Raw genomic sequence first — 25,700 nt, 5'->3', positions numbered from 1 at the left:
CCATGACAACCAGTTGCCATCACCTTTTCGCTATCTGACGTTGTCAGGACCGGGTTGTAGGAAACCCTGCGCGCCCAGGCCCGGACGCCGCCGTCGGCCGAACCGCGCGGCGTTAGCATGCGCAGCATGATCCTGACGATCCGTGACGCCCGTCCCGACGAACTCGTCGAGGTCGGCCGGGTCGTCAGCGAGGCCTACGTCGCCGACGGCGCGCTGAGCTACGACGACCCGCACTACCGCACGCTGGAACGGGCGCCGCTGGAGGCGTCCGGGTCGCAGTTCATCATCGCGGAGCTCGACGGACGCCTCGTCGGCTCGGTCACCTGGTGCCCGCCGGGGTCGTCCCAGCGGGAGATCGCCCTGCCCGACGAGGGCGAGTTCCGGCAGCTCGGCGTGCTGCCCGACTCGCGCGGCTTCGGCATCGCGCGCCAGCTCGTGGAGGCGTGCCTCGGGCGCGCGAAAGACATCGGGCTGTCGGCCGTCGTGATCTCGTCGGCCCCCTGGATGACCACGGCGCACGCGCTGTATGAGGATCTGGGCTTCGTCGCCCTGCCCGAGCGCGACTGGAGCCCGCGGCCCGAGGTCGAGCTGACCACGTTCCGCCACGATCTGTCCTGAGCAGGCACGATCTGTCCTGAGCCCCACCCCCGTCCGCGCTAGGATCGGGCTGCAAACGTGCCCCGGGGTCGGTGCAAGTCCGAACCGGCGGTGAGAGCCCGCGACCCGGCACCTTCCGGTGCCGGCCGATCCGGTGGAAGTCCGGAGCCGACGGTGAGAGTCCGGAGGGGAGGAGGCACGGGGCGCTGCCGCGTCCGTCGGGCTTGGCCCGGCGCGCCGAGGCGTCCTGCTTCGTTCGAAGCGTGGCCCGGGGCGCACCCGACCGGAGGGCCATGAGCGACAGACGCACTCGTGAGCAGGCGATCGGCCTGCGCGCGGCGCCGTGGCTGCTCGGCGCGCTGCTGCTCGTCGGCTGGCAGGTCACGATCTGGGCGACCGACCCGCCCGCCTACCTGCTGCCCAGCCCCGGGGCCGTGTTCACCCGGCTCGTCGCGCTGCTCGGCGGCTCCGGCGTGTGGGGGGCGATCGGTGCGACCCTCCTGGAGGCGCTCGGCGGCTGCGCGCTCGGCTCGGCCGTCGCGCTGCCGCTGGCCGTGCTGATCCACCGCAGCCGCTGGTTCAACTCGGCCGTCTTGCCGTTTCTGGGGGCGACGCAGGCGATCCCCGCGATCGCGCTCGCCCCGCTGCTCGTGCTGTGGGTCGGCTACGGGCTCGTGCCGATCGTCCTGCTGTGCGCGCTGCTCGTGTTCTTCCCGATCCTGGTCGCGTCGGTGGTCGGGCTCCGTCACGTGGACGCCCGCGTCGTGGACGCCGCCCGCATCGACGGGGCGGGCTCGCGGGCGCTGCTCACCGAGGTGGAGCTGCCGCTGGCCCTGCCGAGCATCCTGGGCGGCCTGCGCAACGGGTTCACGCTGTCGGTCACGGGCGCCGTCGTCGGCGAGATGGTCATGGGCGGCGCCGGCCTGGGCGAGCTGCTGACCATGCAGCGGGACTCGCTCGACACCGCCGGCATGTTCGCGACGATCCTGATCCTGTGCGCGATCGCGTCCCTGCTGTACTCCCTCATCTACCTGGTCGAGCGGCGCTCCCGCGTCGTCTCGTCGCTGCGCGGATCGTCCGCGTCGTGAGCGCCCTCGAAAGGATCACCACCGTGCGTCGTCTCCTCGCCCTCGTCGTCGGTCTCGCCTTGTCCTTGTCCGCCTGCGCTTCGCCCGCGGCGTCCCCGTCGGCGGCCAGCCCGACGACCGCGGCGCCCGCGAAGGTGACGATGGGGCTCACCTACATCCCGAACATCCAGTTCGCGCCGTACTACGTCGCGGCCGGCCAAGGGCTGTTCGCGGACGCCGGCGCCGACGTCACCCTGCGCCACCACGGCGCGAACGAGGGGCTGTTCACCGCGCTGGCGGCCGGCCAGGAGGACGTCGTGGTGGCCGGCGGCGACGAGCTGCTGCAGGCCCGCGCCGAGGGCATGGACCTCGTCGCCATCGCCCAGTACTACCGGACGTACCCCGTCGTCGTGATCGTGCCGCAGGCGTCCGCGATCACGAAGCTGAGCGACCTGAAGGGCCGCACGATCGGCGTCCCGGGGAGGTACGGCGAGACGTGGTTCGGGCTGCAGGTCGCGCTCAAGAGCGCGGGGCTGGCCGAATCGGACGTCAAGATCAACGAGATCGGGTACACCCAGCAGGCGGCGCTGACGACCGGCAAGGTCGACGCGATCGTCGGCTTCTCCAACAACGACCAGGTCCAGTTCCGGCAGGCCGGCTTCGCCACGCGGACCATCCCGCTGGCCCCGGAGGGCCAGAATCCGCTCGTCAGCATCAGCCTGATCACCACCCGCTCCTGGCTGGACGCCCACCCGGACGCCGCCCGCGCGGTCGCGCGGGCGACCGTCGCCGGCGTCCAGCGGACCGTGGCCGACCCGGACGCCGCGCTGACGACGTCGCGGACGTACATCCCGCAGCTCGCCAACGACACCGCCGCCCAGGCGCGCGCCAAGGCGACCCTGGAGGCGACGCTGCCCTTGTGGAAGGGCACAAGCACGATCGACGGACGCCTCGACGAGGCCCGCTGGGCGGCCATGGCGTCCTTCATGGCCGAACAGGGGTTGACCAGCAAGCCGGTGGACGCCGCCCAGGCCATCTCCACGCAGCCGCTCGCCTGAGCACCTCGCCTGCGGGCGTCGCGCCCGGCTGAGAACCGGTCCTCGGCCCGGCGTGACCCCGTTATGATGAGGCGCCCGCACCCCAGGAGGCCCTCCCACCCATGTCCGGCATCGCATCGCCGCGCGTCGTCCCCGATTGGGACGACTACTTTCTCGGCATCGCCGACGCCGTCGCCCGGCGAGCCAAGTGCACCCGGCGGGCTGTCGGGGCCGTGCTCGTCCACGACCGGCGCATCATCGCGACCGGGTACAACGGGGCGGCGCCCGGGCGTCCGGATTGCCTGGAGGGCGCGTGCCCGCGCGGGCAACTCGGCTACGACGTCGTCCCGGGGCTCGGCGACTACGACCGGCCGGGGACGGCCGGGTTCTGCATCGCGATCCACGCCGAGGTGAACGCGCTGCTGTTCGCGACGCGCGACACGAAGGGCGCGACCGCGTACATCACCGACCCGCCGTGCCCGGGCTGCCGCAAGGCGCTGGCGGCGGCGGGCATCGTCCGTGCCGTGTGGCCGGACGGGGAACTGGACGGTCAGGGGCTCGTCACGTGGGCATGAATCGATCGCGACACGGGGTCGGCAAGAACGACGGCAACTTGTCACCCGCGCGGGGGCGTCAAAGGGGCGTGTCGCCTAGACTGTCGGGGGCTGAGTGATCGTCATGCCCGAACGGAGAATGGTGAGCGTCGAACGAACAGGCACCGGTGCCGAGTCCGACGACGCCCTGGAGCCGACGTCCTTGCTGCCGGCCGTTGACGTCACCACCACGGGTTTCTCGCGCTGGATCGACAGCGCGGTCGCGTTCTTCTGCATCGGCACGGTCGTGCCGGGCATCTCGTCGGCGAGCGAGCAGTTGTCGTCTCTGCATTCGGTCTGGCTGTCCACGATCGGCGGCGGATTGCTGGCGGCGTCCTTCCTGATGCCGGTGTACGCGTGGTCGCACCGCGGCGTCCGGCCGATCGCGGCCCTGTACGCCGCGTTCGTGCTGCTCGGGCTCGTCACCTGGCCGCTGGCCTGGCAGCCGGGCGCCCCGAGCGCCGGGACGCCGTGGCTGTGGCTCTGCCTCGGCCTGGGCACGATCTGCGCGGCGCTCGCCACGACGATCCGCATCGCGGTGATCTACGGGTCGGTCGTCACGCTGGCGTTCTTCCTGCTCAGGCTGACGCCGAGCGGCGGCTCGGCCGGGCTGGTGCTCGCGGCGCAGGACGCGCTGATGCTCGGCGTCCAGCCGGGCGCGCTGCTGCTCGTGCTGCACCTGCTGCGCCGGGCGACCCGCGCGCTCGACAACTCGCTGGTGCGCGCTCAGGCCGAGCGGGTTCAGGCGGCCGTGAGCCAGGCGCTGGTCGACGAACGTCGGCGCCTCGACGCGCTCGTCCACGACGAGGTCATGACCACGCTGGTCGCCGCGGCGAAGAGCGGCCCGGGGCACGATCCGGCGCTGGCCGCGCAGGCGCAGTCCACGATCGCGAGCCTCGAAAGCGCCGACGTCGGGGCGGAATCGACGGCCGACGTGCCGGCCGAGCAGGTCGTCCAGCTGATCGCCGACGTGATCGCCAGCGTCTGCCCGCGGGCCGTCGTGCACGGCCAGATCCCCGAGCTTCCGGTCGCGGTGCCGCACCGCAGCGTCCGCGTCCTCACCCAGGCGGCCCGCGAGGCGGCGCTGAACGCGGAGAAGCACGCGCGGGCGTCCGAGGTGACGGTCGAGCTCGTGGTGTCGACGTCCGTGCGGCGCGTGAACGTCATGATCGACGTGTCCGACGACGGCATCGGATTCGACCTCGACCAGGTGCCGGCCGAGCGGCTCGGCATCCGGGTGTCGCTGCACGAGCGCATGAAGACCATCGGGGGGTCGGCGTCCGTGCGCTCGACCGTGGGCGAAGGCACCTCGGTGCGGCTCACCTGGTCGGGCGAGCGGCCCAAGCCGGTGGTGACGCAGCGCTACAACTCGGTCGAGCACCCCGACGATCACCCGCTGCTCTCGCGCCTGCAGGCGCGCCCGTTCACCCTCCTCGCGCTGGGGTTGCTCTCGCTGTACCTGCTGGTGGGCGTGGGGTCGCTGAGCGCGCTCGAGCAGCCGATGCTGGGCGGGGTCGCGCTGGTCCTGACGGTCGTGTCGGTCGCGCTCGGCCTCGCGGGGTTCGGACGCCGCGAGCTGCCCGCCTGGCAGGCCTGGGCCGTGGTCGGGGGCACGCTGGCCATCACCGTGCTGAGCCTGCTGGCCATGCCGCGCGGCGCGTGGCCCGGGCACACCACCTGGTTCGCCGGAGCCGTGATGCTCCTGCTCGTGATGCTGATGATCCGCGGCTACCGCGTCCACGCGTGGGCAGGGGCGGGCGAGTTCGCGCTCGTCGTGCTGGTGGCCGCCCTGGTCGGGCGCCCGCCCTTGTCGCAGGCGCTGACGGTCGGGCTCATGCCCGTCGCCTGGCTGGCCTTGCTGACGTTCCTGTTCTGGTGGTTCGACTCGATCGCGACGCAGATCGAGACCGCGCAGCAGGCGTCCGGGGAAGCGGCGTCCGCGAACGCCGCGGTGTTCAGCAAGCTCGTGTTGCGCGAGGTCTGGCTGACCGATCTGCAGGGGCAGGTCGGTGCGATGTTGCGCAAGATCGGCGACGTCCGGGCCGACCTGACGGACGCCGACCGCGAGGAGTGCCTGCTGATGGAGGGCACACTGCGCGACGGAATTCGGGCGTCGAACCTCAAATCACCCTCGCTGGCTACGGCGATCGCGCAGGCGCGCCTGCGCGGCGTCGAGGTCACGCTGGTCGACAACCGGGGCTCGCGGCTGCCCGACGGGGTGCGCCAGCACACGCTCGATCGTCTCGAAGAAGTGGTAAAGGATGCGACAGGTGGTCGCGTAGTGGCGCGTACAGCGCCCGAAGGATACGACGACGTTGTTACTATCCTGCGTGTCGACCCGGCAGGGGAGACTCAGTTGACCACCATCGATACCCACGGAACGATCGCGACGAGTACTCCATGACTGAGAAAAATCCCCCCATCAAAACAGCCATCATCGACGATCACGAGGCCATCCGCGTCGGCATGGCCGCGGCCCTGGCCGCGAAGCCCGACGATCGCGTGACCCTCATCGGCACGGCGGAGAACGTCGTGGACTTCCTCTCCGGGCCGACGGACGCCGAGGTCGTGCTGCTCGACCTCCAACTGGCCGACGACTCCGATCCGAAAGACAACGCCGAGGCCCTGCGCGCCGAGGGGTACAAGGTGCTGGTGTACTCCATCGCCGACAACACCCGGCTGCTGCGCCGCGCGCTCGCGGGCGGGGCGGAAGGCGTGTGCCGCAAGGCCGAGCCCATCGCCCAGACCATCGACGCCATCGTCGCGGTCGCGGGTGGGCAGCACGTGATCAGCCAGGAGATCCTGGCCGCGATCGAGGGCGACAAAGACTACGTCGCCGCCAGCCTCGGCGCCCGCGAGCGGCAGGTGCTGAGCCTGTACGCGGCCGGCCTCGAGATCCCCGAGGTGGCGCGCAAGCTCTACATCACCGAGAACTCGGTCAAGGAGTACCTGAAGCGCATCCGCGCCAAGTACACCCAGGTCGACCGGCCGGCGGCGTCCAAACTGGAGCTGTTCCGCCGGGCGATCGAGGACGGCATCGTGCCGCCCGTCGAGCCGATGCAGTAGCCGGGCGGCCAGGGCTGACGCCGGCGAACGGCCGGAGCGTCGGGGCGGCCGGAGCTACAGGCCGCGCAGGAAGTCGGGGTCGTCGTCGGGCGCCCGCGGACGCCCCGGCGGCACCTGGGGGCCGGACTGCTCCGGACGCCCCAGCAACAGCCACGCCAGCGCTCCCGCCGCGGGCAGGCACACGATCGCGGCCACCCACAGCCACCGCGGCATCAGCCGGCTCTGCCCACGCTCGCGCGTCTGCGCCAGGTCGACCAGCGCGTAGATCATCAAGGCGATGACAAGCACGATCAACAGGACGCGGGGCATGCTTCTACGATACCTGCATGGCAAAGTCAGGGCCCGCGAACCAGCGTGTGGAGGCGGTGCCGCCCGACGCGCTGTGGGGGCGCCTCGGCGCCGCCCTGGCCGGTGACGCCGTCGTCGCGCCCGTGCGCCCCGGGGACGCCCGGACGCTCGCGATGCTCCGCCCGGACGTCCCCGTGGCCGAGCCGGACGCCGCGTTCATCGTCGCGACGTCGGGCTCGACGGGGGAGCCGAAGGGGGTCGTGTTGTCGGCGGGGTCGCTGCGGGCATCCGCCGACGCCACCCATCGCCGCCTCGGCGGCCCCGGAACCTGGACCTGCGCGCTGCCGACCCACTACGTCGCGGGCGTGATGACCCTGGTGCGCGCCTGGTTCGCCGGGACGGCCCCGCGCTTCGCCCCCGGCGACTTGGCGGGCCTCGCCGCCGAGGGGGCGGGCCGGCACTACCTGTCCCTCGTGCCCACCCAGTTGTTCCGGGCGCTGGACGACCCGGGCCTGGCGCGGCGGCTGGCCGCCTTCGACGCGATCCTCGTCGGCGGGGCGCGCCTCGACGAGGGGCTCGCGCGGGCCGCCGCGGCGTCCGGCCTCAACGTCGTGCAGACCTACGGTATGAGCGAGACCTGCGGCGGCTGCGTCTACGACGGCGTCCCGCTCGACGGCGTCGGGGTGTCGCTCGACGAGCGCGGCACCGTCGGGATCGCCGGCGAGTGCGTGTTCTCGGGCTACCGGCTGCGCCCCGACCTGACCGCGCCGGTGCTGGGCGAGGAGGCGGGCGTCCGGAGGTTCCGCACCTCCGACCGCGCCACCTGGAGCGACGGACGCCTGCGGGTGCTGGGCCGGGTAGACGACGTCGTGATCTCGGGCGGCGTGAACGTCGACCTGGCCGCGGCCCAGCGGGCGGCCGACGCCGTGCTCGGCCCCCCGGACGCCGGCGGGCTCGTGCTGCTCGGCGTCCCCGATTCCGAATGGGGGACGCGCGTCGTCGCGGCCGGCACCGGGCGGCGCACGACCGAGGACGCCCGCGCGGCCCTGCGCTCGGCGCTCGAGCCGGCGGCCCTGCCCCGCGAGGTACGCACGGTGGACGCGCTGCCGCTCACGGCGTCCGGCAAGATCGACCGCCGCGCGCTGCGCGCGTGGTGGGTGGGCTGACAACCGCCGCGGCACGCCCCCTTGCAGGAAGAATCGAACGTGTGTATTGTTCCACGCAGGGCGCGGGCGTGAGGAGTGGGCGGTGAACCGGTTGGATGTCACGGGCGAGTTGGTGGAGCAGATCGATTGGCACTGGCGGTCGCAGTTGCGGCCGCGTCTGGAGGGGCTGAGCGATGAGGAGTACTTCTGGGAGCCGGTGGCCGGGGCGTGGAACGTGCGTCCGCGGACGTGCTCGAGCGCCGAGACGCTGTGGGGCACGGGGGAGTGGACGATCGACTTCGTCTACCCGCCACCCGAGCCGGCTCCGGTGACCACGATCGCGTGGCGGCTGTCGCACGTGCTGGTGGGCGTCCTCGGCGCGCGCATCGCGGGCCACTTCGGCGGTGAGCCGTGCGACTACGGGTCTTACGACTATCCGGGCACGGCCGGCGAGGCGCTGCGGCGGCTCGACGCGCTGTACGAGCGCTGGCTGGAGGGCGTCCGATCATGGCGGGGCGACGCGCTGGCGGCCCCGGTGGGCGACGCCGAGCCGCCGCAGTACGCCGACGCGCCGCGGGCCACGCTGGTGCTGCACATCAACCGCGAGTTGATCCACCACGGCGCCGAGATCGCGCTGCTGCGCGATCTGTACGCGCACCGGCCCCTGGTGGGGTGACGCCGGCGGCATCCGGGGTGCGGAGTAGCCTCGGCAGCGAATCGAACGGAAGGATCGGAATGATTCCGACACGAACCGCCCGCGACGGGTTGCGTCTGCCCGTGCTGGGTTTCGGCACCTACCAGCTCAACGGCGCCGAGGGGGCGGACGCGATCGCGCGCGCGATCGAGAAGGGCTACACGCTGATCGACTCGGCGTTCAACTACGAGAACGAGGGGGCGGTCGGCAAGGCTGTGCGCGCGTCGGGCCGCGATCGATCGGAGCTGATCGTGACCTCGAAGCTGCCGGGCCGCCACCACGACCCGGCCGAGGCGCGCGTCACGATCGAAGAGAGCGTCTACCGCACTGGGCTCGACTACCTCGACCTGTACCTCATCCACTGGCCGAACCCGATCACCGACCGGTACGTCGAGGCGTGGACCGCGCTGATCGAGGCTCAGCAGAGGGGCCTGGTCCGCTCCATCGGCGTCTGCAACTTCCTCCCCGAGCACCTCGACCGGCTGCAGCGGGAGACGGGCGTGCTGCCGGCCGTCAACCAGGTCGAGCTGCACCCCTACTTCCCCCAGGCGGAGCAACTGGCCTACGACGCCGGGCACGGCATCCTCACCGAGTCGTGGAGCCCGCTGGGCCGCGGCAACGACCTGCTGAACAATCCCACGGTGGTGAGGGTCGCGGAGACGGTCGGGGCGACTCCCGGCCAGGTGGTGCTGGCGTGGCACCTCGCCCGCGGCGCGGTGCCGGTGCCGAAGGCCGCCTCCGACGCGCGGCAGATCGAGAACCTGGGCGCGCTCGACGTCACGCTGACGCCGGGCGATGTCGAGGCGATCACCGCGCTGGGGCGTCCCGATGGGCGCCTCCATGGGCTCGATCCGGCGACGTACGAGGAGTTCTGATGACGCTGCAAGTGAAGCGGGTCTACGAGGACGCCGCCCCGGGCGACGGCTTTCGGGTGCTGGTCGACCGGCTGTGGCCGCGCGGCGTCCGGAAGGCCGACGCGCACGTGGACCTGTGGGAGAAGCAGGTGGCCCCCTCCACCGAGTTGCGCACGTGGTTCCACCACGACCCCGAGCGCATGGAGGAGTTCCAGGCCCGCTATCGGGCCGAGCTCGACGAGAACCCGGCGGTCGACGACCTGCGCCGGGTCGTCGCCGAGCACGACACGGTGACGCTGCTCTTCGGCGCGAAGGACACCGAGCACAACGAGGCCGTCGTCCTGCGCGACTATCTGACGGGCGACGAAGGTGGGCCCCGACGGGCGTGATCCGGCGGTTTCGGTGGGGCGGGCGGCCCGGAGGTGAAAGGATCGTCCGGGATTCGGGAGAGGGGGCGTTCGTGGCGACGGTGGCGGAGTGGGTCGAGGGTGCGCGTCCGCGCACGCTGCCAGCGGCGTTCGCGCCTGTCGTCGCGGGGTCGGCGATCGCGCTGCACCTCGGGCGGCTCGACCTCGGGCGGGCCGCGCTCGCCCTCGTCGTCGCGCTGGCCCTGCAGATCGGCGTGAACTACGCGAACGACTACTCCGACGGCATCCGCGGTACTGACGACGACCGGGTGGGGCCGTTCCGGCTCGTCGGCGCGGGGTCGGCCAGGCCCACGGTCGTCCGGGGGGCGGCGTTCGGCTGCTTCGGCGTGGCCGCGGTCGCCGGTCTCGCCCTGGTCTGGCTGACACAGACCTGGTGGCTGCTGGGCGTCGGCGTCCTGGCGATTGCCGCCGCCTGGTTCTACACCGGCGGCCACCACCCCTACGGCTACGCCGGGCTCGGCGAGTTGTTCGTGTTCGTCTTCTTCGGGCTGGTCGCCGTCTGCGGCACCACGTACGTGCAGGCGCTGAGGGTGCCGGAGGCGTCCGTCTGGGCGGCCGTCGCCATCGGGGCGCTCGCCTGCGCGATCCTCGTCGCCAACAACCTGCGCGACCTCGATTCGGACGCCGTCTCCGGCAAGCGGACCCTCGCCGTCCGCCTCGGGGACCGCCGGACGCGGTGGCTGTTCGTCGTCCTCGTCGCGGTGGCCGTGTTCGCCGTCGTTCAGGTGGCCCTCACCACGACGCGCTGGGCCCTGCTCGGCCTGACGATGTTCGTCCTGCTCGCCGGCCCGGTGCGGATGGTGCTGGGCGGGGCGTCCGGGCGCGACCTCATCCGGGTGCTGAAGCTCGTCGGGCTGGCCGAGCTGCTGGGGGCCGTGGGGCTGCTCGTGGGCGTCGCGGTGGGCTGACATGCGCCTGCTTCCGTACGACGTCGGGCTCGTCACCCGTTTTCGCGGGCTGACGCGCCGGCGCGGCGTCCTCGTGCGCGGTCCGGCGGGCTGGGCCGAGTGGAGCCCGTTCGCCGAGTACGTCGCCCCCGAGATCAACCCCTGGTGGGCGGCCGCCGTCGAGGCGGCCGCGGTCGGGTTTCCGCCGCTGGTTCGGGACGCCGTCGGCGTCAATTGCACGGTGCCCGCGCTCGGCCCCGAGGACGCCCACGCGCGAGCCGCGGCGTCCGGGTGCCGGACCGCGAAGATCAAGGTCGCGGACGCCGGGCAGACCTTCGCCGACGACGTGGCCCGCGTCGAGGCGGTGCGGGACGCCCTCGGCCCCGAGGGCCGCGTCCGGGTGGACGTGAACGGCCGCTGGAGCGTCGAGGAGGCGTTCGTCCGGCTGCGCGAGCTGGCCCGCTTCGGGCTGGAGTACGCCGAGCAGCCCTGCGCGACCGCCGAGGAGCTCGCCGACCTGCGGCTGCGCCTCGCGCGGGCCGGCGTCGACGTGCCGATCGCGGCCGACGAGTCGATCCGGCGCTCGGGGGATCCGGAGCGGGTCGTCGCGCTCGGCGCCGCCGACGTGGCGGTGCTGAAGGTGCAGCCGCTGGGCGGCGTCCGGGCGTGCCTGCGGCTGGCGGAGACGCTCGGGCTGCCGGTGGTCGTGTCGTCCGCGCTGGAGACGTCCGTGGGCCTGCGCGCCGGCCTCGCCCTGGCCGCCGCGCTGCCCGACCTGCCCTACGACTGCGGGCTCAACACCGCGACCCTGCTCGCCGACGACGTGGTGGCCGAGCCGCTCGTGGCGGAGGGCGGGCGCATCGTGGTGCGCGACGTCCTGGTGCGTCCGGAGGGCGACTGGCTGGACGCCGAGGCCGAGGCGTCCTGGCGCGAGCGCTGGGCCACGATGGGCGTCGCCGAGCCGGAGGAGGGGTGGCGATGAGCGAGGCGTCCGCGGCGCAGCGCTGCGCGAACGTCCTGGTCGGGCAGTTGATCGCCCAGGGCGTGACCGACGTCGTGCTGTGCCCGGGCTCGCGCAGCGCCCCGCTCGCGCTCGCGGCCCACGCGGCGGACGCGGCCGGCGCGCTGCGGCTGCACGTGCGCATCGACGAACGGTCGGCGGCGTTCTGCGCGCTCGGGCTGGGGAAGGCGTCCGGGCGGGCGGCGGCGGTCGTCACGACGTCGGGAACCGCCGCCGGCAACCTGCTGCCCGCCGTCATGGAGGCGGGCCACGCGGGCGTCCCGCTGCTGGTCGTCACCGCCGACCGGCCGGCCGCGCTCGTCGGGTTCGGCGCGAACCAGACCACCGACCAGGTCGGCCTCTTCGGCGGGTTCGTCGCCTGGGCGGCCCGGGTGAGCGACCGGGCGCCCGAGGCGTCCTGGCACGCGCAGGCGGCCAGGGCGGGCCTGCTGGCGGCCGGCGCGCCGGGGCCGGTGCACCTGAACGTGGAGTTGTCCGAGCCGCTCGTGGGCGGCGCCCCGGGGCCGGCCGCGGCGTCGGCGGTGGTCGACGGGCGCGGGCCCGAGGGCGCCGGCGCGGGCGACCTCGCGGCACTCGACCCCGGCCCGCCGACGGTCGTCGTCGCCGGGGACGCCGCGCCCGCGCTCGCCGCGGCCTGGGCCGGCCTGGCCGCCGCGGCCGGCGTCCCGCTGGTGGCGGAGCCGTCCAGCAACGCCCGGCGGGGCGATGCGGCCCTCGCCTGCGGACGCCTCCTGCTCGCCTCCCCGCTGGCCGACGAGATCGAGCGCGTGGTGGTCGTCGGGCATCCGACCTTGTCGCGGCCCGTTTCGCGGCTGCTGGCGCGTCCCGACGTCGAGGTGGTGGCGATCGCCGCCTCCGACCGCTGGCCCGACCCAGGCTGGCGAGTGACCCGGGTCCTCCGCGACGCGGAGCTCCCGCCCGCCGACCCCGCCTGGCTGCCGCGCTGGCGCGAGGCGGACGCCGCGGCCTCCGCCCGTGTCGCCCGCCTCACGGCCGGGGACGCCTCCGGCTGGGCCCTCGCGCGGGCGGTCTGGGCGTCCTGCTGCGGCGACACCGAGTCCGGCCGGACGCCTCAGGTGCTGGTGGCCGGGGCGTCCCAGGGCGTCCGCGACCTCGACCTGACGCCGATCGCCGGCGAGCCGCCCGAGGTCTACGCCAACCGCGGCCTCGCGGGCATCGACGGCACGGTCTCGACCGCGGCCGGGGTCGCGCTCGGCGCGGGCCGGCCCACGACGCTGCTGTGCGGCGACCTGACGTTCCTGCACGACTCCCACGGCCTCGCGCTCGGGCCGGACGAGCCCGTCCCCGACCTCCGGGTCGTCGTGGCCGACGATTCCGGGGGCGCGATCTTCGCGACGCTCGAGTACGGGTCGCCCTCGTTCGCGGACGCCTTCGAGCGCGCCTTCGCCACGCCGGCCGGCGTCGACCTGGCGGCGCTCGCGGCGTCCTATGGGGTGCGGGCAAGCAGGATCGCGCTCGCGGACGTCCCGGACGCCCTGGCCCGTCCGCCGCGCGGCGTCGAGGTGCTGGTCGTCCCGATCGATCGCGACACCCGCCGGTCCATCAATGAGCGGCTGGCCGCGCCACCCGACGCTGCCGGCTAACCGACGCCGCCGAGGCCGACGGGCGACGCCCGTCGGTGCGATACGTTGCCTCCACCGCCACCGCCGGCGGGACGACGACCCAACGAGGTGATCGCATGACGAATCCAGCAGCCACCCCGCCCTCTGACGGCAGCAAGCTCGGCCACGCCGACCGGGTCGACGACGACGGCGGGCGCCCCGCCAAGTGGAAGCTCGTCGGCCCCGGCCTCGTCGTCGCCGCCACCGGCGTCGGCGCGCCCGACATGGTCGCGACCCTGACCGCCGGCTCCCGCTACGGCTACCTGCTCTTCTGGGCCGTGCTGGTCGGCGTCATCATGAAGATCGTCCTGGTCGAGGGCGCGGGCCGCTACACGCTCGCGACCGGCTACACGATCTTCGAGGGCTGGCGCAGCCTCGGCCGTTGGACGACGTGGTACTTCGCCCCCTACATCGTCATCTGGGGATTCCTCTACGGCGCGTCGGCCATGTCGTCGTCGGCGCTGCCGCTCGCGGCGCTGTTCCCGGGCGTGCCGCTGACGGTGTGGGCGGTGATCATGGGCCTGCTCGGGTTCGTGCTCGTGTGGTTCAACCACTACGCGGTCTTCGAGAAGATCACCGCCGCCCTCGTGGGCATCATGTTCGTCGTCGTCGTGATCCTGGCCGCGATCGCGCTGCCGAACGTGCCCGAGATGATCAACGGCCTCGTCCCGCGCATCCCCGAGGGCGGCATGTTCTACACGCTCGCGATCGCGGGCGGCGTCGGCGGCACGATCACGCTCGCGGCGTACGGCTACTGGCTGCGCGAGAAGGGCTGGTACACGCCGAAGTGGATGCGGGTCATGAAGCTCGACAACACGATGGCCTACGTCATGACCGGCATCTTCGTGATCTCGATGCTCATCGTCGGCGCCGAGGTCGTCCGGGCGGCCGGCGTCACGCTCGGGGCGAACGACGAGGGGCTGCTCGACCTCGGCGGCGTCCTGGAGGCGCGCTACGGGGCGGTCATCGGCAAGGCGTTCCTCGTCGGGTTCTGGGCCGCGGCGTTCAGCTCGCTCATCGGCGTCTGGAACGGCGTCTCCCTGATGTTCGCCGACTTCGTCGGCAACATGAAGGGCCTCGACAGCGACCACCCCGACACGCGCGTCGGCGGCCGCTACTTCAAGTGGTACATCCTGTGGCTCACGTTCCCGCCGATGGTCTTCCTCGTCGTGCAGAACATGCTGGGCTTCTCGACGCCGATCCTGCTGATCCTGCTCTACGGCGTCCTCGGGTCGCTGTTCATGCCGTTCATGGCCCTCACCAACCTGGGCCTGCTGAACGGCCGCCGCATCCCGACCCGCTGGCGCAACAACGTGATCCAGAACATCCTGCTCGGCATCTGCACCGTGCTGTTCGTGGTGCTGGGCGGCTACCAGGTGTGGCAGGCGATCATGTCGGCGCTCAAGCAGCTCAGGTGAGCGAACGGCTCACGTGAGCGAACAGCTCAGGTGAGCGTCCGCAGCCACGCGCGCAGGTGCCAGGTCGCCCGGACGTCGTCCTCGTTGTAGTCCAGCAGCCGCCGCCTGGCGGCCTCCCGGACGCCGTCGTCGCCGGCGTGCACCGCCTCGTGGAACCACGACTGGGAGTTGAGGCCCGACGGGTCCTCGTCGCGCCAGGCGAACGACGTCATCGCGGTCACGACGACCTTCAGGCCCAGCCCGTTGGCGCCGAAGAAGTTGCGCTTGACCACGGTGAACAGGTCCACGAACGCCTCGGCGGCGAAGTCGCGGCCCCAGGCCAGCGCCTTCCCGGACGCCGTCCTCGGGTCCGACCCGTGCCCGCGGCCGGCGTTGGCGAGCCGCGTCAGCCGGACGACCTCGTAGTCGGAGTAGTGGTACACCGCCGCGTCGCGCCCGGCGACAAGGTTGCGCAGCCACGTCATCGCCTCGGCGGCCAGCGCCCGCTCGGCGGCGCGGTCGAGGTCCGTGAACGCCGAGAAGTGCTGGTAGTAGCGTCGGCCCGTGTCGTGGTCGTCGACGAAGAAGCCCCACAGGTAGACCCGGTCGTCGGCGGACGTCTCGATGTCGAGGTCGATCTCGAGCGCGTGCCGCGGCAGGCCGATCGGCCCGGACGTCTGCCGCTCCAACTCCACGCCCTCCACGATCAGCCGGGCGCGGTGCTGCGCGAGGCGGAGGCGCTGCTCTCCGCCCAGCCGGTGGCTGACGCGGGGGAGGTAGGCGTCCTTGATGGCGTCGATATCCGCCTTCGCGAGGTCGCCGACGCTCGTGACGCCGAGCTCGCGCAGCACGGCGACCTCGTAGACGTCCAGGGGAGCCTTGCTGATGCGCAGGCTGAGATCGTCGGCGTCCAGTTGGCTCACGCAGTAGGGCTGCCACACGCAGTAGGCGCATTCGCGGTTCACGATGGGCGTGAGCAGGGCCTTCGGCCCGGTCGCGGCCAGCGACGACGTCGCCAGCCGGACGCGGAACGCATGCTCCTCGTCGTACCGCTCCAACGTCGAGATGCGCGGCGCCGCCTCCGGCTCGGGGACGGTCGCCGGGTTCGGCGCGACCACCGGCAGCCCGAGGTCGAGCCAGGTGATCACCGGCTCGGGCTGCCCGTGCGGCCCGTCGGCCTCCGGCAGCTGCTCCAGGCCGACCAGCCCGCCCCACGGCTGGGCCGCCGCCTGCCCGGACGCCTCCAGCAGCCGCCAGTAGTGCGCGAGTTGCAGCGCGGCCTTCACGCGCTGCCCCCAGCGGAAGCTGCGCCCGGGGCGCTCGTGGACGGTCCGCGGGTCGCCGAGCCTGGAGTAGCGCAGGGTGGCGTCCTCGACCGGCCGCGTCTCCATCACCTTGTGGAACTTGATCTGCACCGGCCAGTACCCCGACCCGTCGGGGGCCAGCAGCAGGGCCGACGGGCGTCCGCTGCGATGGGACGCCCAGTCGCGCGGCAGCAACGCACCGATCACCAGCGGACGCCGCGCCCGCAGCGCGGCGAGGGTCGCGGCCTCCTGCTCGGCGACCGGATCGTCGCTCAGGACGCGCAGATCGACCGCGTCCGGGGTGGACGCCAGCAGCCGCGAGCAGATCTCCGCTTCGATGCCGTCGGCGTCGTGGAAGAACGGGGGCGGCGCGCTCTCGGGGCGGGGCGGCGTGCCGAGGGTGGGGTTGAACGCGTTGACCGTCTTCAGCGGGCAGCTTCGGGCGGCGTAGGCGTCCAGAACAAACAGGCGTTCCGGCATCGGCTCAGGCGATCCCCCGGTGCAGCGCGACCATGCCGCCGCTGAGGTTCTTCCATTCCACGTGACGCCAGCCCGCCTCGACCATCAGGTCGGCGAGCCGCCGCTGGTCGGGCCACGCGAGCGTCGATTCCGCCAGGTAGTCGTAGGCGCCCGGGTTCGACGACAGCAGGTCCGACATCGTCGGCAGTGCCGGCACGATGACGCGGCGGTACAGCGCCCGGAACGGCCCCCACGTGGGCGTGGAGACCTCGTTGATGACGACGCGCCCGCCCGGACGCGTCACCCGGCGCATCTCGGCCAGCGCGGCCAGGGTGTCTTCGACGTTGCGCAGCCCGTAGCTGATCGTGACCGCGTCGAAGGCCCCGTCGGCGAAGGGGAGGTGGAGGGCGTCCGCGTTGACGAAATGCAGGTCCGGCGCCCGGCGCCGGCCCTCCTGCAGCATGCCGAGCGACAGGTCGGCCGACACGACGAGCGCGCCCGCGCGCTCGAACGGACGCGACGACGCGCCGGTGCCCGCCGCGAGGTCGAGGATGCGCTCGCCGGGCCGCGGATCGATCGCCCGGAGCGCCTCGTGCCGCCACCACCGCATGACCCCGCCCGTCATGACGTCGTTCATGAGGTCGTAGCGGGGGGCCACGCCGTCGAACATCGCCGCGACATCGGCGCGGCGTTTGGCGAGGGTGGCGCGGGCATCCTTCTTCGTCACCCGGTCATCTTTCCACGAGTCAGCGGGCATTTTCAGCGTCCCGCCCGGGCGGCGCGTGAGCCGCGCAGGCGGCGTCCTTGATCGTGGGGGAGAATGAGCATCATGGCCAAACGCACACCGGTGCTCACCGCGTCCAAGATCCGTAAGTCCTTCGGGCCGGTCACGATCGTCGACAACTTCAGCCTCGAGGTCTTCCCCGGGGAGGCGATCGCGCTCACCGGGCGCAACGGCGCCGGCAAGTCGACCATCCTGCGCATGCTGATCGGCGCCGACCGTCCCGACGAGGGGCGCGTCGAGTTCGAGGGCATCCGCATGAGCGAGTCGAACCCCGAGATCCGGGCGGGCATCGCGACCGTCATCGACGATCTCGACTTCTTCCCCGACCTCTCCGTCGTCGAGCACCTCGACCTGCTGGCCCGCGCGCACGGCATCCCCGACCCCGAGAGGGCGGTCGACGAGGTGCTCGAGGAGGTCCAGCTCGTCCCGCAGTCGGGGCAGCTGCCGGGCACGCTGAGCTCCGGCCAGCGGCGGCGCCTCGCGCTGGCCACGGCGTTCGTCCGGCCGCGCAAGCTGCTGGTGCTCGACGAGCCCGAGCAGCGTCTCGACGTGGAGGGCGTCGCCTGGCTCGCGGAGCGTCTCAAGGCCGAGCGGCAGCGGGGCCTGTCGATCGTGATGGCGAGCCACGAGCCGCACCTGGTCGAGACGGTCGCGACGCGCACCGTGCGCCTGGTCGGCCCGAGCCGGCCCGCCGACGAGGCCGAACTCGAGGCTGAGGACGCCGAATGAGCAAGAAGTCCCGCAAGCTGATCCGCCAGCAGGGGGCCACGGCGGCCCCCGAGGCGACGCCGGCGGCGCAGGCGTCCGGGGGCGACGCGCAGGGTCCGTACGCCGAGTACGCCGACCGCGACTGGAACTTCCACTTCCTGCCCGACGCCGACACCGACCCGGCCGACGAGCGCGCCCTGCACCGGCTGATGCAGGCCTGGCGTCACGGCCGCGCCTCCCGGACGATCGGGCAGGTCCTCGGCGACGCCTACTTCATGATCTTCAGCCTGGCCGTGATCGGCGCGATGGTCGTGAACCTCGTCCTGACGAGCCAGCGCGGCGCCGCCGGATGCACGACCGTCGCCTGCCAGTCGAGCCGCGGCCTCCTGCCGTGGGCGCTGCTGTTCGCGGTCGGCACGCTGACGCTCGTGGTGGCGCGCATCTTCGGCCCGGTGCTCGCGTCCGCGGCCGAGGGCTTCTGGCTCATGGACGCCCCCGTCTCGCGCAGCCGTCTTCTCGGCGGACGCCTCCGTGCGGCCGTCCTGCTGGCCTTCCTCCTGCCCGCGCCCATCGCCGTGCTCATCACGATGCTGTCGGGGCTGCCGGCGTCCGGGGTCGTCGCGTGGACGCTGGCCACGGCGGCGTTCTCCGCCGCCCTGATGGCCTACGCCGCGTTCGAGCAGACCGCCGAGCGCACCTGGTCGGTCCAGGTCGTGCAGTGGATCGTCGCGGCGCTCGCGACCGCGGTGGTCGTCTGGCTCGTGCTGGTCTCCGCGGGGGTGGCCGCGCTCGCGCTGCCCGGGTGGGCCGAGCAGGCGCCTTGGGCGGTCGCGGCAGCCGGCGTGGTCGTGACCCTGGCGTTCGTCGTCCTCACGTTCCGGCGGCTCAACCTGATCCGACGCGCCCGCCTGCTGAGCGGCGGCTCGCTGGTGAGCGGCATGCAGGGCGCGATGTTCGCGCTCGACCTCGGCCTCGCCCGCGACATCCTCGTCGAGCGCGAGGCGGTGGCGCGCGGGCACGTGAAGCCGACGTCCGGCAAGGGCCTCGGTGCGACGGCGCTGATCTGGCGCGACGCCCAGCGGCTCGTCCGCTTCCCGAAGCCCTTCCTGGGGCTGGCCGCCTCCGCGCTCGTCCCGTACACCGCGGACGCCCTCGGCCTCGGCTTCTTCATGCCGTTCCTCGCGGCGTTGGCCCTGGTCGCGGCCCTGATCCCGTTCCTGGGCAGCCTGCGCGTCCTGAGCCGCACCGGCGGCCTGGCCCGCACGTTCCCGTTCTCCACGGCGCAGATCCGCAACGCGACCATCGTCGTGCCGGGGCTGATCGCGTGGGTGTGGGCGGTCGCGGTGTTCCCGGCCGTGCTCGGGCTCACCGGCGGCCCCACCCGCACGGTCCCGGACGCCCTGATGGTCACCATCGCCATGGGCGCCGCCGGGCTGCTGGGCGCCGTGCGCTGGCAGACGGCGAAGCAGGTCGACTACAACCGCCCGATGATGGCGACGAACGCCGGCGGCGTCCAGCCCAGCCTGATCTTCAACCTGTTCCGGGGCCTGGACGTCGTCGCGGCCGTCACCGCGCCGCTGATCCTCGGCGCCCCGCTGTGGGTGTCGCTGGCGATCGCCCTGGTCATCTACTTCTTGCTGCGCTCCGGCGCCAACATGGAGGAGATGCAGGAGCAGGCGAAAGAAGAGCGCGAGGCCCTCGAGCGCGAGAAGGCCCAGCGGGCGGGAGAGAAGATCAAGGTCCGCCGGCCGACCCGCTGAGCGCGGATCCCCCGATCACGAGGACGCCGCCCGCGGGCGGCGTCCGGGCGCCGGGCCGGGTCGCCGAGGGCAGCGCCCCCGTCCGGGGCGTACGGGAAGGACGGGCCGCGGCTCAGGCGTCCCCGAGCGCCTCGCGCATGGGCTGGAGCTTGGCGTCGGTCTCGGAAAGCTCCCGCTCAGGCACCGAGCCGGCGACGATGCCGCAGCCGGCGAACAGCGTGATGTCGTGGGGATCGGCGCCGATCTGGCCGCACCGCAGCGCGATGGCCCACTCTCCCTCGCCGTTGGTGTCGACCCAGCCGACCGGTCCGGCGTAGCGGCCCCGGTCGAGGCCCTCCAGCTCGGAGATGGTGGCGCGCGCCGCGTCCCGCGGCGTCCCGCAGACCGCCGCGCTGGGGTGGAGGCGGCCGATGAGGTCGAGCGCGGTCACGCCCGGCAGCGTCGCCGCCGTGATGTCGGACGCCAGGTGCATCACGTTCGGCAGACGCAGGACGAACGGCTGCTCGGGGACGTTGATGCCCGAGCTGACCGGCGCGAGGGCGTCCGCGACCGATTTCACGGCGATCTCGTGCTCGACGACGTCCTTCGCCGACTCGGTCAGCGCGACCGCGAGCAGGTCGTCGGCCTCCTCGTGGTGCCGCTCGACCGTGCCGGCCAGCACGCGCGACAAGGCGAGGCCGCCCCGCGAGCGCACCAGCAGCTCGGGGGAGGCCCCCACCAGGCCGTCGACGTGGTACGTCCAGCACGACGGGTAGCTGGACGCCAGCCGCCCGACCAGCCAGCGCGGGTCGACGGGCTCGGCCGCACGCGCGGCCACCGCCCGTGCCAGCACGACCTTGTCGAGCGCCTCGCCCTGGGCGAGTTGCTCGACGGCGCGGGCGACGCGCTCGAGCCAGGCGGCGCGTTCGGCCTGATCGGGCGGGTACGAGATCGCGCCCGGGGCGCTGGGTGCGGGGGCCGGCCGGGGCAACGGCGGGGGAGCGCTGTCGGCGGGCGCGAGGGTCGTCGCCCAGCAGAGGTCGCCGCGGCGTCCGATGATGACGCGCGGGGCGATCGCGACCGAGCGGGCGCCGGGCGCCGCGGGGTCGAAGGCGAACGACGCGAACGCGAGCGGCCCGACCCCCCACTCGCCGACGAGCTCGGTCTCGTGCTCGATGGACTCACTGAACTCGCTCCACCACGCCTGAGCCCCCGCGGGATCGCCGACGGAGACCTGGTCGGCCACCCCGAGGCCCACGACGCCGTCACCCTGGCGCAGCCAGGCGACGTCGGCGGCGTCCGAGAGGTAGCGATCCAACGCGCCGGGGTCGTCGATCACGACGGTGCGGGCGTGCCAGGCGCGCCCTGGGAACAGCTTGGTCACGGGTCGAGAGCCTAGTCCTGCGCCGTCCTTCCGCAGGAATCGCGCCGGGCTTGGAAAGAGAGGAAACTCGCGCGCTTTTTCCCTAGACTGACCCCGCATCCACCCGTGGTGGGCGGATCCGCAACCGGAAGGAGCGCGATGACCGACGCCCAGGCTGGACGGCCGGGACCGGTCACCGAGTCCGACGTCATCGTGGTAGGGGCGGGTCCGGGCGGCTCGACGGCCGCTCGCTACTTGGCCAACCGGGGTTTGGCGGTCTCGCTCCTCGAAAAGGCGTCCTTCCCCCGAGACAAGATCTGTGGCGACGGCCTCACGCCGCGCGTCACGAAGCAGCTGATCCGACTGGGCATCGACACGTCGGAGGCCGCCGGGTGGCATCACAATCACGGTCTGCGCGTCCACGGCGGCCCCACGGGGGAACTCATCCTCCCGTGGCCCGAGCTGGCCGAGTTCCCGTCCTACGGGCTCGCCCGCGCGCGCACCGAGTTCGACGAGTTGTTGGCCCGACACGCCGAGGCGGGCGGCGTCCGGCTGTACGAGCAGGCCAACGTGACCGATCCGATCATCGACCGCCACAGCGACCGCATCGTCGGCGTCCGGTGCAAGGACGGGCGCGAGTTCCGCGCCCCCTTCGTCGTCGCCGCCGACGGCAACAGCTCCCGGCTCGGGCTGGCGATGGGCCTGACCAAGCGCGACGACCGTCCGATGGGCGTCGCCGTGCGCACTTACGTCGAGAGCCCCCGCGACCGCGAGCCCTACCTCGACTCGTGGCTGGAACTGTGGGATGGCAAGCCCAAAGAATCGAACCTCATGCCCGGCTACGGGTGGGCGTTCCCGCTCGGCAACGGGCTGGTGAACGTCGGGCTCGGCACCGTCGCCACGAGCGCGACGGCCCTCGGCAAGGTCGACTACCGCGACATGCTGCGCCGGTGGCTGGGCGCGACGCCGCCCGAGTGGGGGTTCCGCACCCCCGTCGGGCCTGTGCGCGGGGCGGCGCTGCCGATGTGCTTCAACAGGCAGCCCCTCTACACGCGCGGCCTGCTGCTGGTGGGGGATTCGGGGGGCATGATCTCCCCGTTCAACGGCGAGGGAATCGCCTACGCGATGGAGTCGGCCGAACTGGCCGCGGACGCCGTGGCCGAGGCCCACTTCCGCGGGCCGGGGAGCCCGTCGGCCGAGAAGGCGCTTCAGCATTACCCCGTCGCGCTGAAGGACACGCTGGGGGGATACTTCCGTCTGGGAACGATCTTCGTGAAGCTGATCAACAACCCCCGCGTGATGCACGTCTGTACGGAGTACGGGCTCCCGAGGCCCACGCTCATGAAGTTCACGATGAAACTGCTCGCTCACCTCTACGACACCCAGAATGGTGATTGGATGGACCGGGTGATTACGGCTGCGACGAAGGTGGTTCCTGCAGCATGATGTGTGCTCACCAGAAGGGATGGACGCGATGAGCCCCTACGTTCCGATCCTCGGAGTGCTCGCCTTCTCAGCGGTCCTGCTGGGGGTGATGGTGGTCGCCTCGCTCTTCATCGGGCCGAAGCGCCACAACAACACGAAGTACCTGCCGTACGAGTGCGGCATCGACCCGACGCCGCGGCCGGTGGGCGGCGGGCGCGTGCCGGTGAAGTACTACATCACCGCGATGATGTTCATCATCTTCGACATCGAGATCGCGTTCCTGTACCCGTGGGCGGTCGCGTTCGACCGGCTGCCGCTGTTCACGGTGCTCGCGATGGTGTTCTTCCTGCTCCTGCTGTGCATCGCGTACTTCTACGAGTACCGCCGCGGCGGCATGACCTGGGACTGAGAGGGGTAGACAGATGGGTCTCGAAGACAAGGTGCCCGAGGGCGTCCTGCTGACGACGGTCGAGGCCGTCGCGGGCTGGATGCGGCGCACGTCGTTCTGGCCGGCCACCTTCGGCATCGCGTGCTGCGCGATCGAGATGATGGCCTTCGGCACGCCGCGCTTCGACGCCGGCCGCTGGGGGCAGGAGGTCTTCCGCGCGTCGCCGCGTCAGGCCGACCTCATGATCATCTCGGGCCGCGTGAGCCAGAAGTTCGCGCCGGTGATGCGGCAGGTCTACGACCAGATGCCGAACCCCAAGTGGGTCATGGCGATGGGCGTGTGCGCCAGCTCCGGCGGCATGTTCAACAACTACGCGATCGTGCAGGGCGGCGACCACATCGTGCCGGTCGACATCTACGTCCCGGGGTGCCCGCCGCGGCCCGACATGCTGATCGACGGCATGTTCAAGCTGCGTGAGATGGTCCTGAAGGATCCGATGGGCAAGCACCGCGACAAGCTGCGCGAGCAGGCCGAGGCCGACGCGCTCGTCGCGCCGTCGACCCTCGAGATGAAGGGGCTCATGCGATGAGCGAAGCCAAGCCGGGCATCGGGGGCGACCCCCAGGCCGCGAAGGACGAGGCGCAGGCCGCCCCGGGCCGTCCGGGCGCCAAGCCCGATTTCGCGGGCGACGAGAAGCCCAAGCCGGTCGACACCGCCCCGCCCGAGAAGTCGGAGGAGACGGGCTCGGCGCCCGCGGCGGGCGTCGAGCGGGAGGACGCGCAGGCCGACGACTCCACCGCGGCCCAGTTGGCCCGCCAGGAGGGGCCGCAGGTCATCACGACGCGTCGGGGCATGTGGTCCGACGGGTCGCCCGACACGTCGGGCTACGGCGAGATCGTGCGGACGGTCGAGTTCCCCGTCGGCGAGCCGCTGCCGTCGGGCTCGTGGCAGGAGGCGGTGCGCGACCGGCTGGAGAAGCTGGTGCCGAACCCGTTCGACCGCGTCGTCCTCGACCGGGGCGAGCTGACGTTCTTCGTGCCGCGGGAGAAGCTGCTCGAGGCGATGCAGGCCCTCCGCGACGACGCCCACCTGCGCTTCGAGCTGTGCGCGAGCGTCTCGGGCGTCCACTACCCGCACGAGGCCGGCTCCGAGCTGCACGTCGTGTACCACCTGCAGTCGATGACGCACAACCGGCGGCTCCGCGTCGAGACGTCGGCGCCCGACGGCGACGCGCACGTCCCGTCGGTCGTCGGGGTCTACCCGGCCGCCGACTGGCACGAGCGGGAGACGTGGGACATGTTCGGCGTCATCTTCGACGGTCACCCGAACCTCACCCGCATCCTGATGCCCGACGACTGGTACGGGCACCCCCAGCGGAAGGATTACCCGCTGGGCGGCATTCCCGTCGAGTACAAGGGCGCGGTCGTCCCGCCCCCCGACCAGCGGAGGAACTACCGATGAGCGCCACGGAGCACGACTTCTACGCAGCACCCGGCGAGGAGCAGGTCGCCGACCGTGTCTACACCGCCATGGGCGGCGACTGGGACGAGATCGCGCGCGAGCAGGCCGACCGTGAGGACGAGACGCTCGTCATCAACATGGGACCGCAGCACCCGTCGACGCACGGCGTCATGCGTCTGATCCTCGAATGTGACGGCGAGACGGTGAAGTCGATCCGCCCGGGCATCGGCTTCCTGCACACCGGCATCGAGAAGAACATGGAGTACCGGACGTGGGTGCAGGGCACCACGTTCGTGACCCGCATGGACTACGTGGCGCCCCTGTTCAACGAGGCCGCCTACTGCATGAGCGTCGAGCGCCTCCTCGGCATCGAGGATCAGATTCCCGAGCGGGCCCAGACCATCCGCGTCCTGATGATGGAGCTGTGTCGCATCGCGTCGCACCTGGTCGCGATCGGGACCGGCGGCATGGAGATCGGCGCCCTGACGGTCATGACGATCGGCTTCCGCGAGCGCGAGGTCATCCTCGACTTCTTCGAGGCCGTGACCGGGCTGCGCATGAACCACGCCTACATCCGGCCCGGCGGCGTCGCGAACGATCTGCCCGAGACCGGCCTGACGCAGTTGCGCTCGGTCATCGACTGGCTCGAGAAGCACCTCCCGGAGTACGCGGCGTTCTGCAACGAGAACCCCATCTTCAAGGTCCGCATGATGGGCGTCGGCTACCAGAGCCTGGCCGCCTGCCTGGCGATGGGCGTCACGGGGCCGGTGCTCCGCTCGACCGGTTTCAACTGGGACCTCCGCAAGCAGCAGCCTTACTGCGGGTACGAGACCTACGACTTCGAGTCGATCGCGTGGAAGCCGGAAGACGGTTGGGCCTCCAGCGACGGCTACGCGCGGTTCCGCGTCCGGCTCGAGGAGATGTGGCAGTCGCTGCACATCGTCAAGCAGTGCGCCGACCGGCTGGAGGCGTCCGTGGGGCAGCCGACGCGGGTCGACGACCCGAAGATCGCCTGGCCCGCCGACCTGGCCATCGGGCCCGACGGCCAGGGCAACAGCCACGAGCACATCAAGCACATCATGGGCGAGTCCATGGAGGCGCTGATCCACCACTTCAAGACCGTCACCGAGGGCTTCCGGGTGCCGGCCGGTCAGGCCTACGTACCGATCGAGTCGCCCAAGGGCGAACTCGGTTGCCACGTCGTCTCCGACGGGGGGACGCGGCCCTACCGCGCGCACATGCGCGACCCAGGCTTCAACAACCTCCAGTCCGTTCCGATCCAGTGCGAGGGCGGGATGATCTCCGATGTGGTGGTCGCCGTCGGCTCGCTCGACCCCGTCATGGGAGGTGTTGACCGGTGAGCCATCCCGACA

At 72.4% G+C, this 25,700-nt stretch carries 25 protein-coding genes and 1 riboswitch; of the genes, 21 read left to right on the top strand and 4 right to left on the bottom strand.

Annotated elements, in window-relative coordinates:
* Positions 1–126 precede the first annotated feature (126 nt).
* The 6 genes from WMJ97_RS03655 (at position 127) to WMJ97_RS03630 (ending at position 6,360) form a co-directional block, all read left to right on the top strand.
* The gene (locus WMJ97_RS03655; protein ID WP_347347603.1) at positions 127–618 is read left to right on the top strand and encodes a GNAT family N-acetyltransferase; all 492 of its coding nucleotides are present in this window, start codon (positions 127–129) and stop codon (positions 616–618) included.
* Between the two features lie 55 nt (positions 619–673).
* Positions 674–799, top strand: a riboswitch (FMN riboswitch).
* A 91-nt stretch (positions 800–890) separates the two neighbouring features.
* On the top strand, positions 891–1,685 hold the full coding sequence (locus WMJ97_RS03650) for an ABC transporter permease (RefSeq protein ID WP_347347602.1): 795 nt from the start codon (positions 891–893) through the stop codon (positions 1,683–1,685).
* 23 nt (positions 1,686–1,708) lie between these two features.
* Positions 1,709–2,722, top strand: a complete 1,014-nt coding sequence (locus WMJ97_RS03645; RefSeq protein ID WP_347347601.1) for an ABC transporter substrate-binding protein — start codon at positions 1,709–1,711, stop codon at positions 2,720–2,722.
* A gap of 101 nt (positions 2,723–2,823) precedes the next feature.
* Positions 2,824–3,276, top strand: a complete 453-nt coding sequence (locus WMJ97_RS03640; RefSeq protein ID WP_347347600.1) for a deaminase — start codon at positions 2,824–2,826, stop codon at positions 3,274–3,276.
* 103 nt (positions 3,277–3,379) lie between these two features.
* Entirely contained in the window at positions 3,380–5,698 is a 2,319-nt protein-coding gene (locus tag WMJ97_RS03635) for an ATP-binding protein (RefSeq protein ID WP_347347599.1), read from the top strand.
* Entirely contained in the window at positions 5,695–6,360 is a 666-nt protein-coding gene (locus tag WMJ97_RS03630) for a response regulator transcription factor (protein ID WP_347347598.1), read from the top strand. The genes WMJ97_RS03635 and WMJ97_RS03630 overlap by 4 nt, the downstream gene beginning before the upstream one ends.
* A 54-nt stretch (positions 6,361–6,414) precedes the next feature.
* Here WMJ97_RS03630 and WMJ97_RS03625 read toward each other — a convergent pair whose 3' ends face one another.
* Positions 6,415–6,669, bottom strand: a complete 255-nt coding sequence (locus WMJ97_RS03625; RefSeq protein WP_347347597.1) for a PLDc N-terminal domain-containing protein — start codon at positions 6,667–6,669, stop codon at positions 6,415–6,417.
* A gap of 17 nt (positions 6,670–6,686) precedes the next feature.
* Between WMJ97_RS03625 and WMJ97_RS03620 the strand changes: the two genes are divergently transcribed.
* From WMJ97_RS03620 to WMJ97_RS03585, 8 genes are all read left to right on the top strand, one after another.
* On the top strand, positions 6,687–7,814 hold the full coding sequence (locus WMJ97_RS03620) for an AMP-binding protein (RefSeq protein WP_347347596.1): 1,128 nt from the start codon (positions 6,687–6,689) through the stop codon (positions 7,812–7,814).
* A gap of 82 nt (positions 7,815–7,896) precedes the next feature.
* Entirely contained in the window at positions 7,897–8,469 is a 573-nt protein-coding gene (locus WMJ97_RS03615) for a DinB family protein (protein ID WP_347347595.1), read from the top strand.
* 59 nt (positions 8,470–8,528) lie between these two features.
* Positions 8,529–9,362, top strand: coding sequence for an aldo/keto reductase (locus WMJ97_RS03610; protein ID WP_347347594.1), 834 nt, complete (start codon positions 8,529–8,531; stop codon positions 9,360–9,362).
* Positions 9,362–9,730 carry a DUF488 domain-containing protein gene (locus WMJ97_RS03605; protein ID WP_347347593.1) on the top strand — a complete coding sequence of 123 codons (369 nt, stop codon included), beginning with the start codon at positions 9,362–9,364 and terminating at the stop codon, positions 9,728–9,730. The genes WMJ97_RS03610 and WMJ97_RS03605 overlap by 1 nt, the downstream gene beginning before the upstream one ends.
* Before the next feature lie 71 nt (positions 9,731–9,801).
* On the top strand, positions 9,802–10,677 hold the full coding sequence (locus WMJ97_RS03600; protein ID WP_347347592.1) for a 1,4-dihydroxy-2-naphthoate polyprenyltransferase: 876 nt from the start codon (positions 9,802–9,804) through the stop codon (positions 10,675–10,677).
* A 1-nt stretch (position 10,678) separates the two neighbouring features.
* A complete protein-coding gene (locus WMJ97_RS03595) occupies positions 10,679–11,638 on the top strand; it encodes an o-succinylbenzoate synthase (RefSeq protein ID WP_347347591.1) in 960 nt (319 codons plus the stop codon).
* Positions 11,635–13,281 (top strand): 2-succinyl-5-enolpyruvyl-6-hydroxy-3-cyclohexene-1-carboxylic-acid synthase, encoded by a 1,647-nt coding sequence (gene menD, locus WMJ97_RS03590; RefSeq protein ID WP_347347590.1) that lies wholly within the window; start codon positions 11,635–11,637, stop codon positions 13,279–13,281. The genes WMJ97_RS03595 and menD overlap by 4 nt, the downstream gene beginning before the upstream one ends.
* A 95-nt stretch (positions 13,282–13,376) precedes the next feature.
* Entirely contained in the window at positions 13,377–14,717 is a 1,341-nt protein-coding gene (locus WMJ97_RS03585) for an Nramp family divalent metal transporter (protein WP_347347589.1), read from the top strand.
* A 26-nt stretch (positions 14,718–14,743) separates the two neighbouring features.
* Here WMJ97_RS03585 and WMJ97_RS03580 read toward each other — a convergent pair whose 3' ends face one another.
* On the bottom strand, positions 14,744–16,480 hold the full coding sequence (locus WMJ97_RS03580; protein ID WP_347347588.1) for a TM0106 family RecB-like putative nuclease: 1,737 nt from the start codon (positions 16,478–16,480) through the stop codon (positions 14,744–14,746).
* A 4-nt stretch (positions 16,481–16,484) separates the two neighbouring features.
* Entirely contained in the window at positions 16,485–17,129 is a 645-nt protein-coding gene (locus WMJ97_RS03575; protein ID WP_347347617.1) for a class I SAM-dependent methyltransferase, read from the bottom strand.
* A gap of 150 nt (positions 17,130–17,279) precedes the next feature.
* On the opposite strand from WMJ97_RS03575, the gene WMJ97_RS03570 reads away from it, so the two are divergent.
* The gene (locus WMJ97_RS03570) at positions 17,280–17,972 is read left to right on the top strand and encodes an ABC transporter ATP-binding protein (protein WP_347347587.1); all 693 of its coding nucleotides are present in this window, start codon (positions 17,280–17,282) and stop codon (positions 17,970–17,972) included.
* Complete coding sequence (locus WMJ97_RS03565) at positions 17,969–19,711, top strand: DUF6297 family protein (RefSeq protein WP_347347586.1); 1,743 nt, start codon at positions 17,969–17,971, stop codon at positions 19,709–19,711. The genes WMJ97_RS03570 and WMJ97_RS03565 overlap by 4 nt, the downstream gene beginning before the upstream one ends.
* A 112-nt stretch (positions 19,712–19,823) precedes the next feature.
* Here WMJ97_RS03565 and WMJ97_RS03560 read toward each other — a convergent pair whose 3' ends face one another.
* Entirely contained in the window at positions 19,824–21,074 is a 1,251-nt protein-coding gene (locus WMJ97_RS03560) for an isochorismate synthase (protein WP_347347585.1), read from the bottom strand.
* A 138-nt stretch (positions 21,075–21,212) separates the two neighbouring features.
* Here WMJ97_RS03560 and WMJ97_RS03555 point away from each other — a divergent pair, with 138 nt between their 5' ends.
* From WMJ97_RS03555 to WMJ97_RS03535, 5 genes are all read left to right on the top strand, one after another.
* Positions 21,213–22,499: a geranylgeranyl reductase family protein gene (locus WMJ97_RS03555; RefSeq protein WP_347347584.1), complete on the top strand. Its 1,287-nt coding sequence runs from the start codon at positions 21,213–21,215 to the stop codon at positions 22,497–22,499.
* A gap of 28 nt (positions 22,500–22,527) precedes the next feature.
* On the top strand, positions 22,528–22,887 hold the full coding sequence (locus WMJ97_RS03550) for an NADH-quinone oxidoreductase subunit A (RefSeq protein ID WP_347347583.1): 360 nt from the start codon (positions 22,528–22,530) through the stop codon (positions 22,885–22,887).
* A 13-nt stretch (positions 22,888–22,900) separates the two neighbouring features.
* A complete protein-coding gene (locus tag WMJ97_RS03545; RefSeq protein ID WP_347347582.1) occupies positions 22,901–23,455 on the top strand; it encodes an NADH-quinone oxidoreductase subunit B family protein in 555 nt (184 codons plus the stop codon).
* Positions 23,452–24,327: an NADH-quinone oxidoreductase subunit C gene (locus tag WMJ97_RS03540; RefSeq protein WP_347347581.1), complete on the top strand. Its 876-nt coding sequence runs from the start codon at positions 23,452–23,454 to the stop codon at positions 24,325–24,327. The genes WMJ97_RS03545 and WMJ97_RS03540 overlap by 4 nt, the downstream gene beginning before the upstream one ends.
* 68 nt (positions 24,328–24,395) lie before the next feature.
* The gene (locus tag WMJ97_RS03535; RefSeq protein WP_347347616.1) at positions 24,396–25,688 is read left to right on the top strand and encodes an NADH-quinone oxidoreductase subunit D; all 1,293 of its coding nucleotides are present in this window, start codon (positions 24,396–24,398) and stop codon (positions 25,686–25,688) included.
* The last annotated feature ends 12 nt before the right edge of the window (positions 25,689–25,700 follow it).

This window comes from Nigerium sp., from assembly GCF_039811905.1.
Taxonomy (GTDB): Bacteria; Actinomycetota; Actinomycetes; order Propionibacteriales; family Propionibacteriaceae; genus Propioniciclava.
The sequence above is the reverse complement of the archived record's forward strand: the minus strand, read 5'-3'. Positions and strand labels throughout refer to the sequence as shown.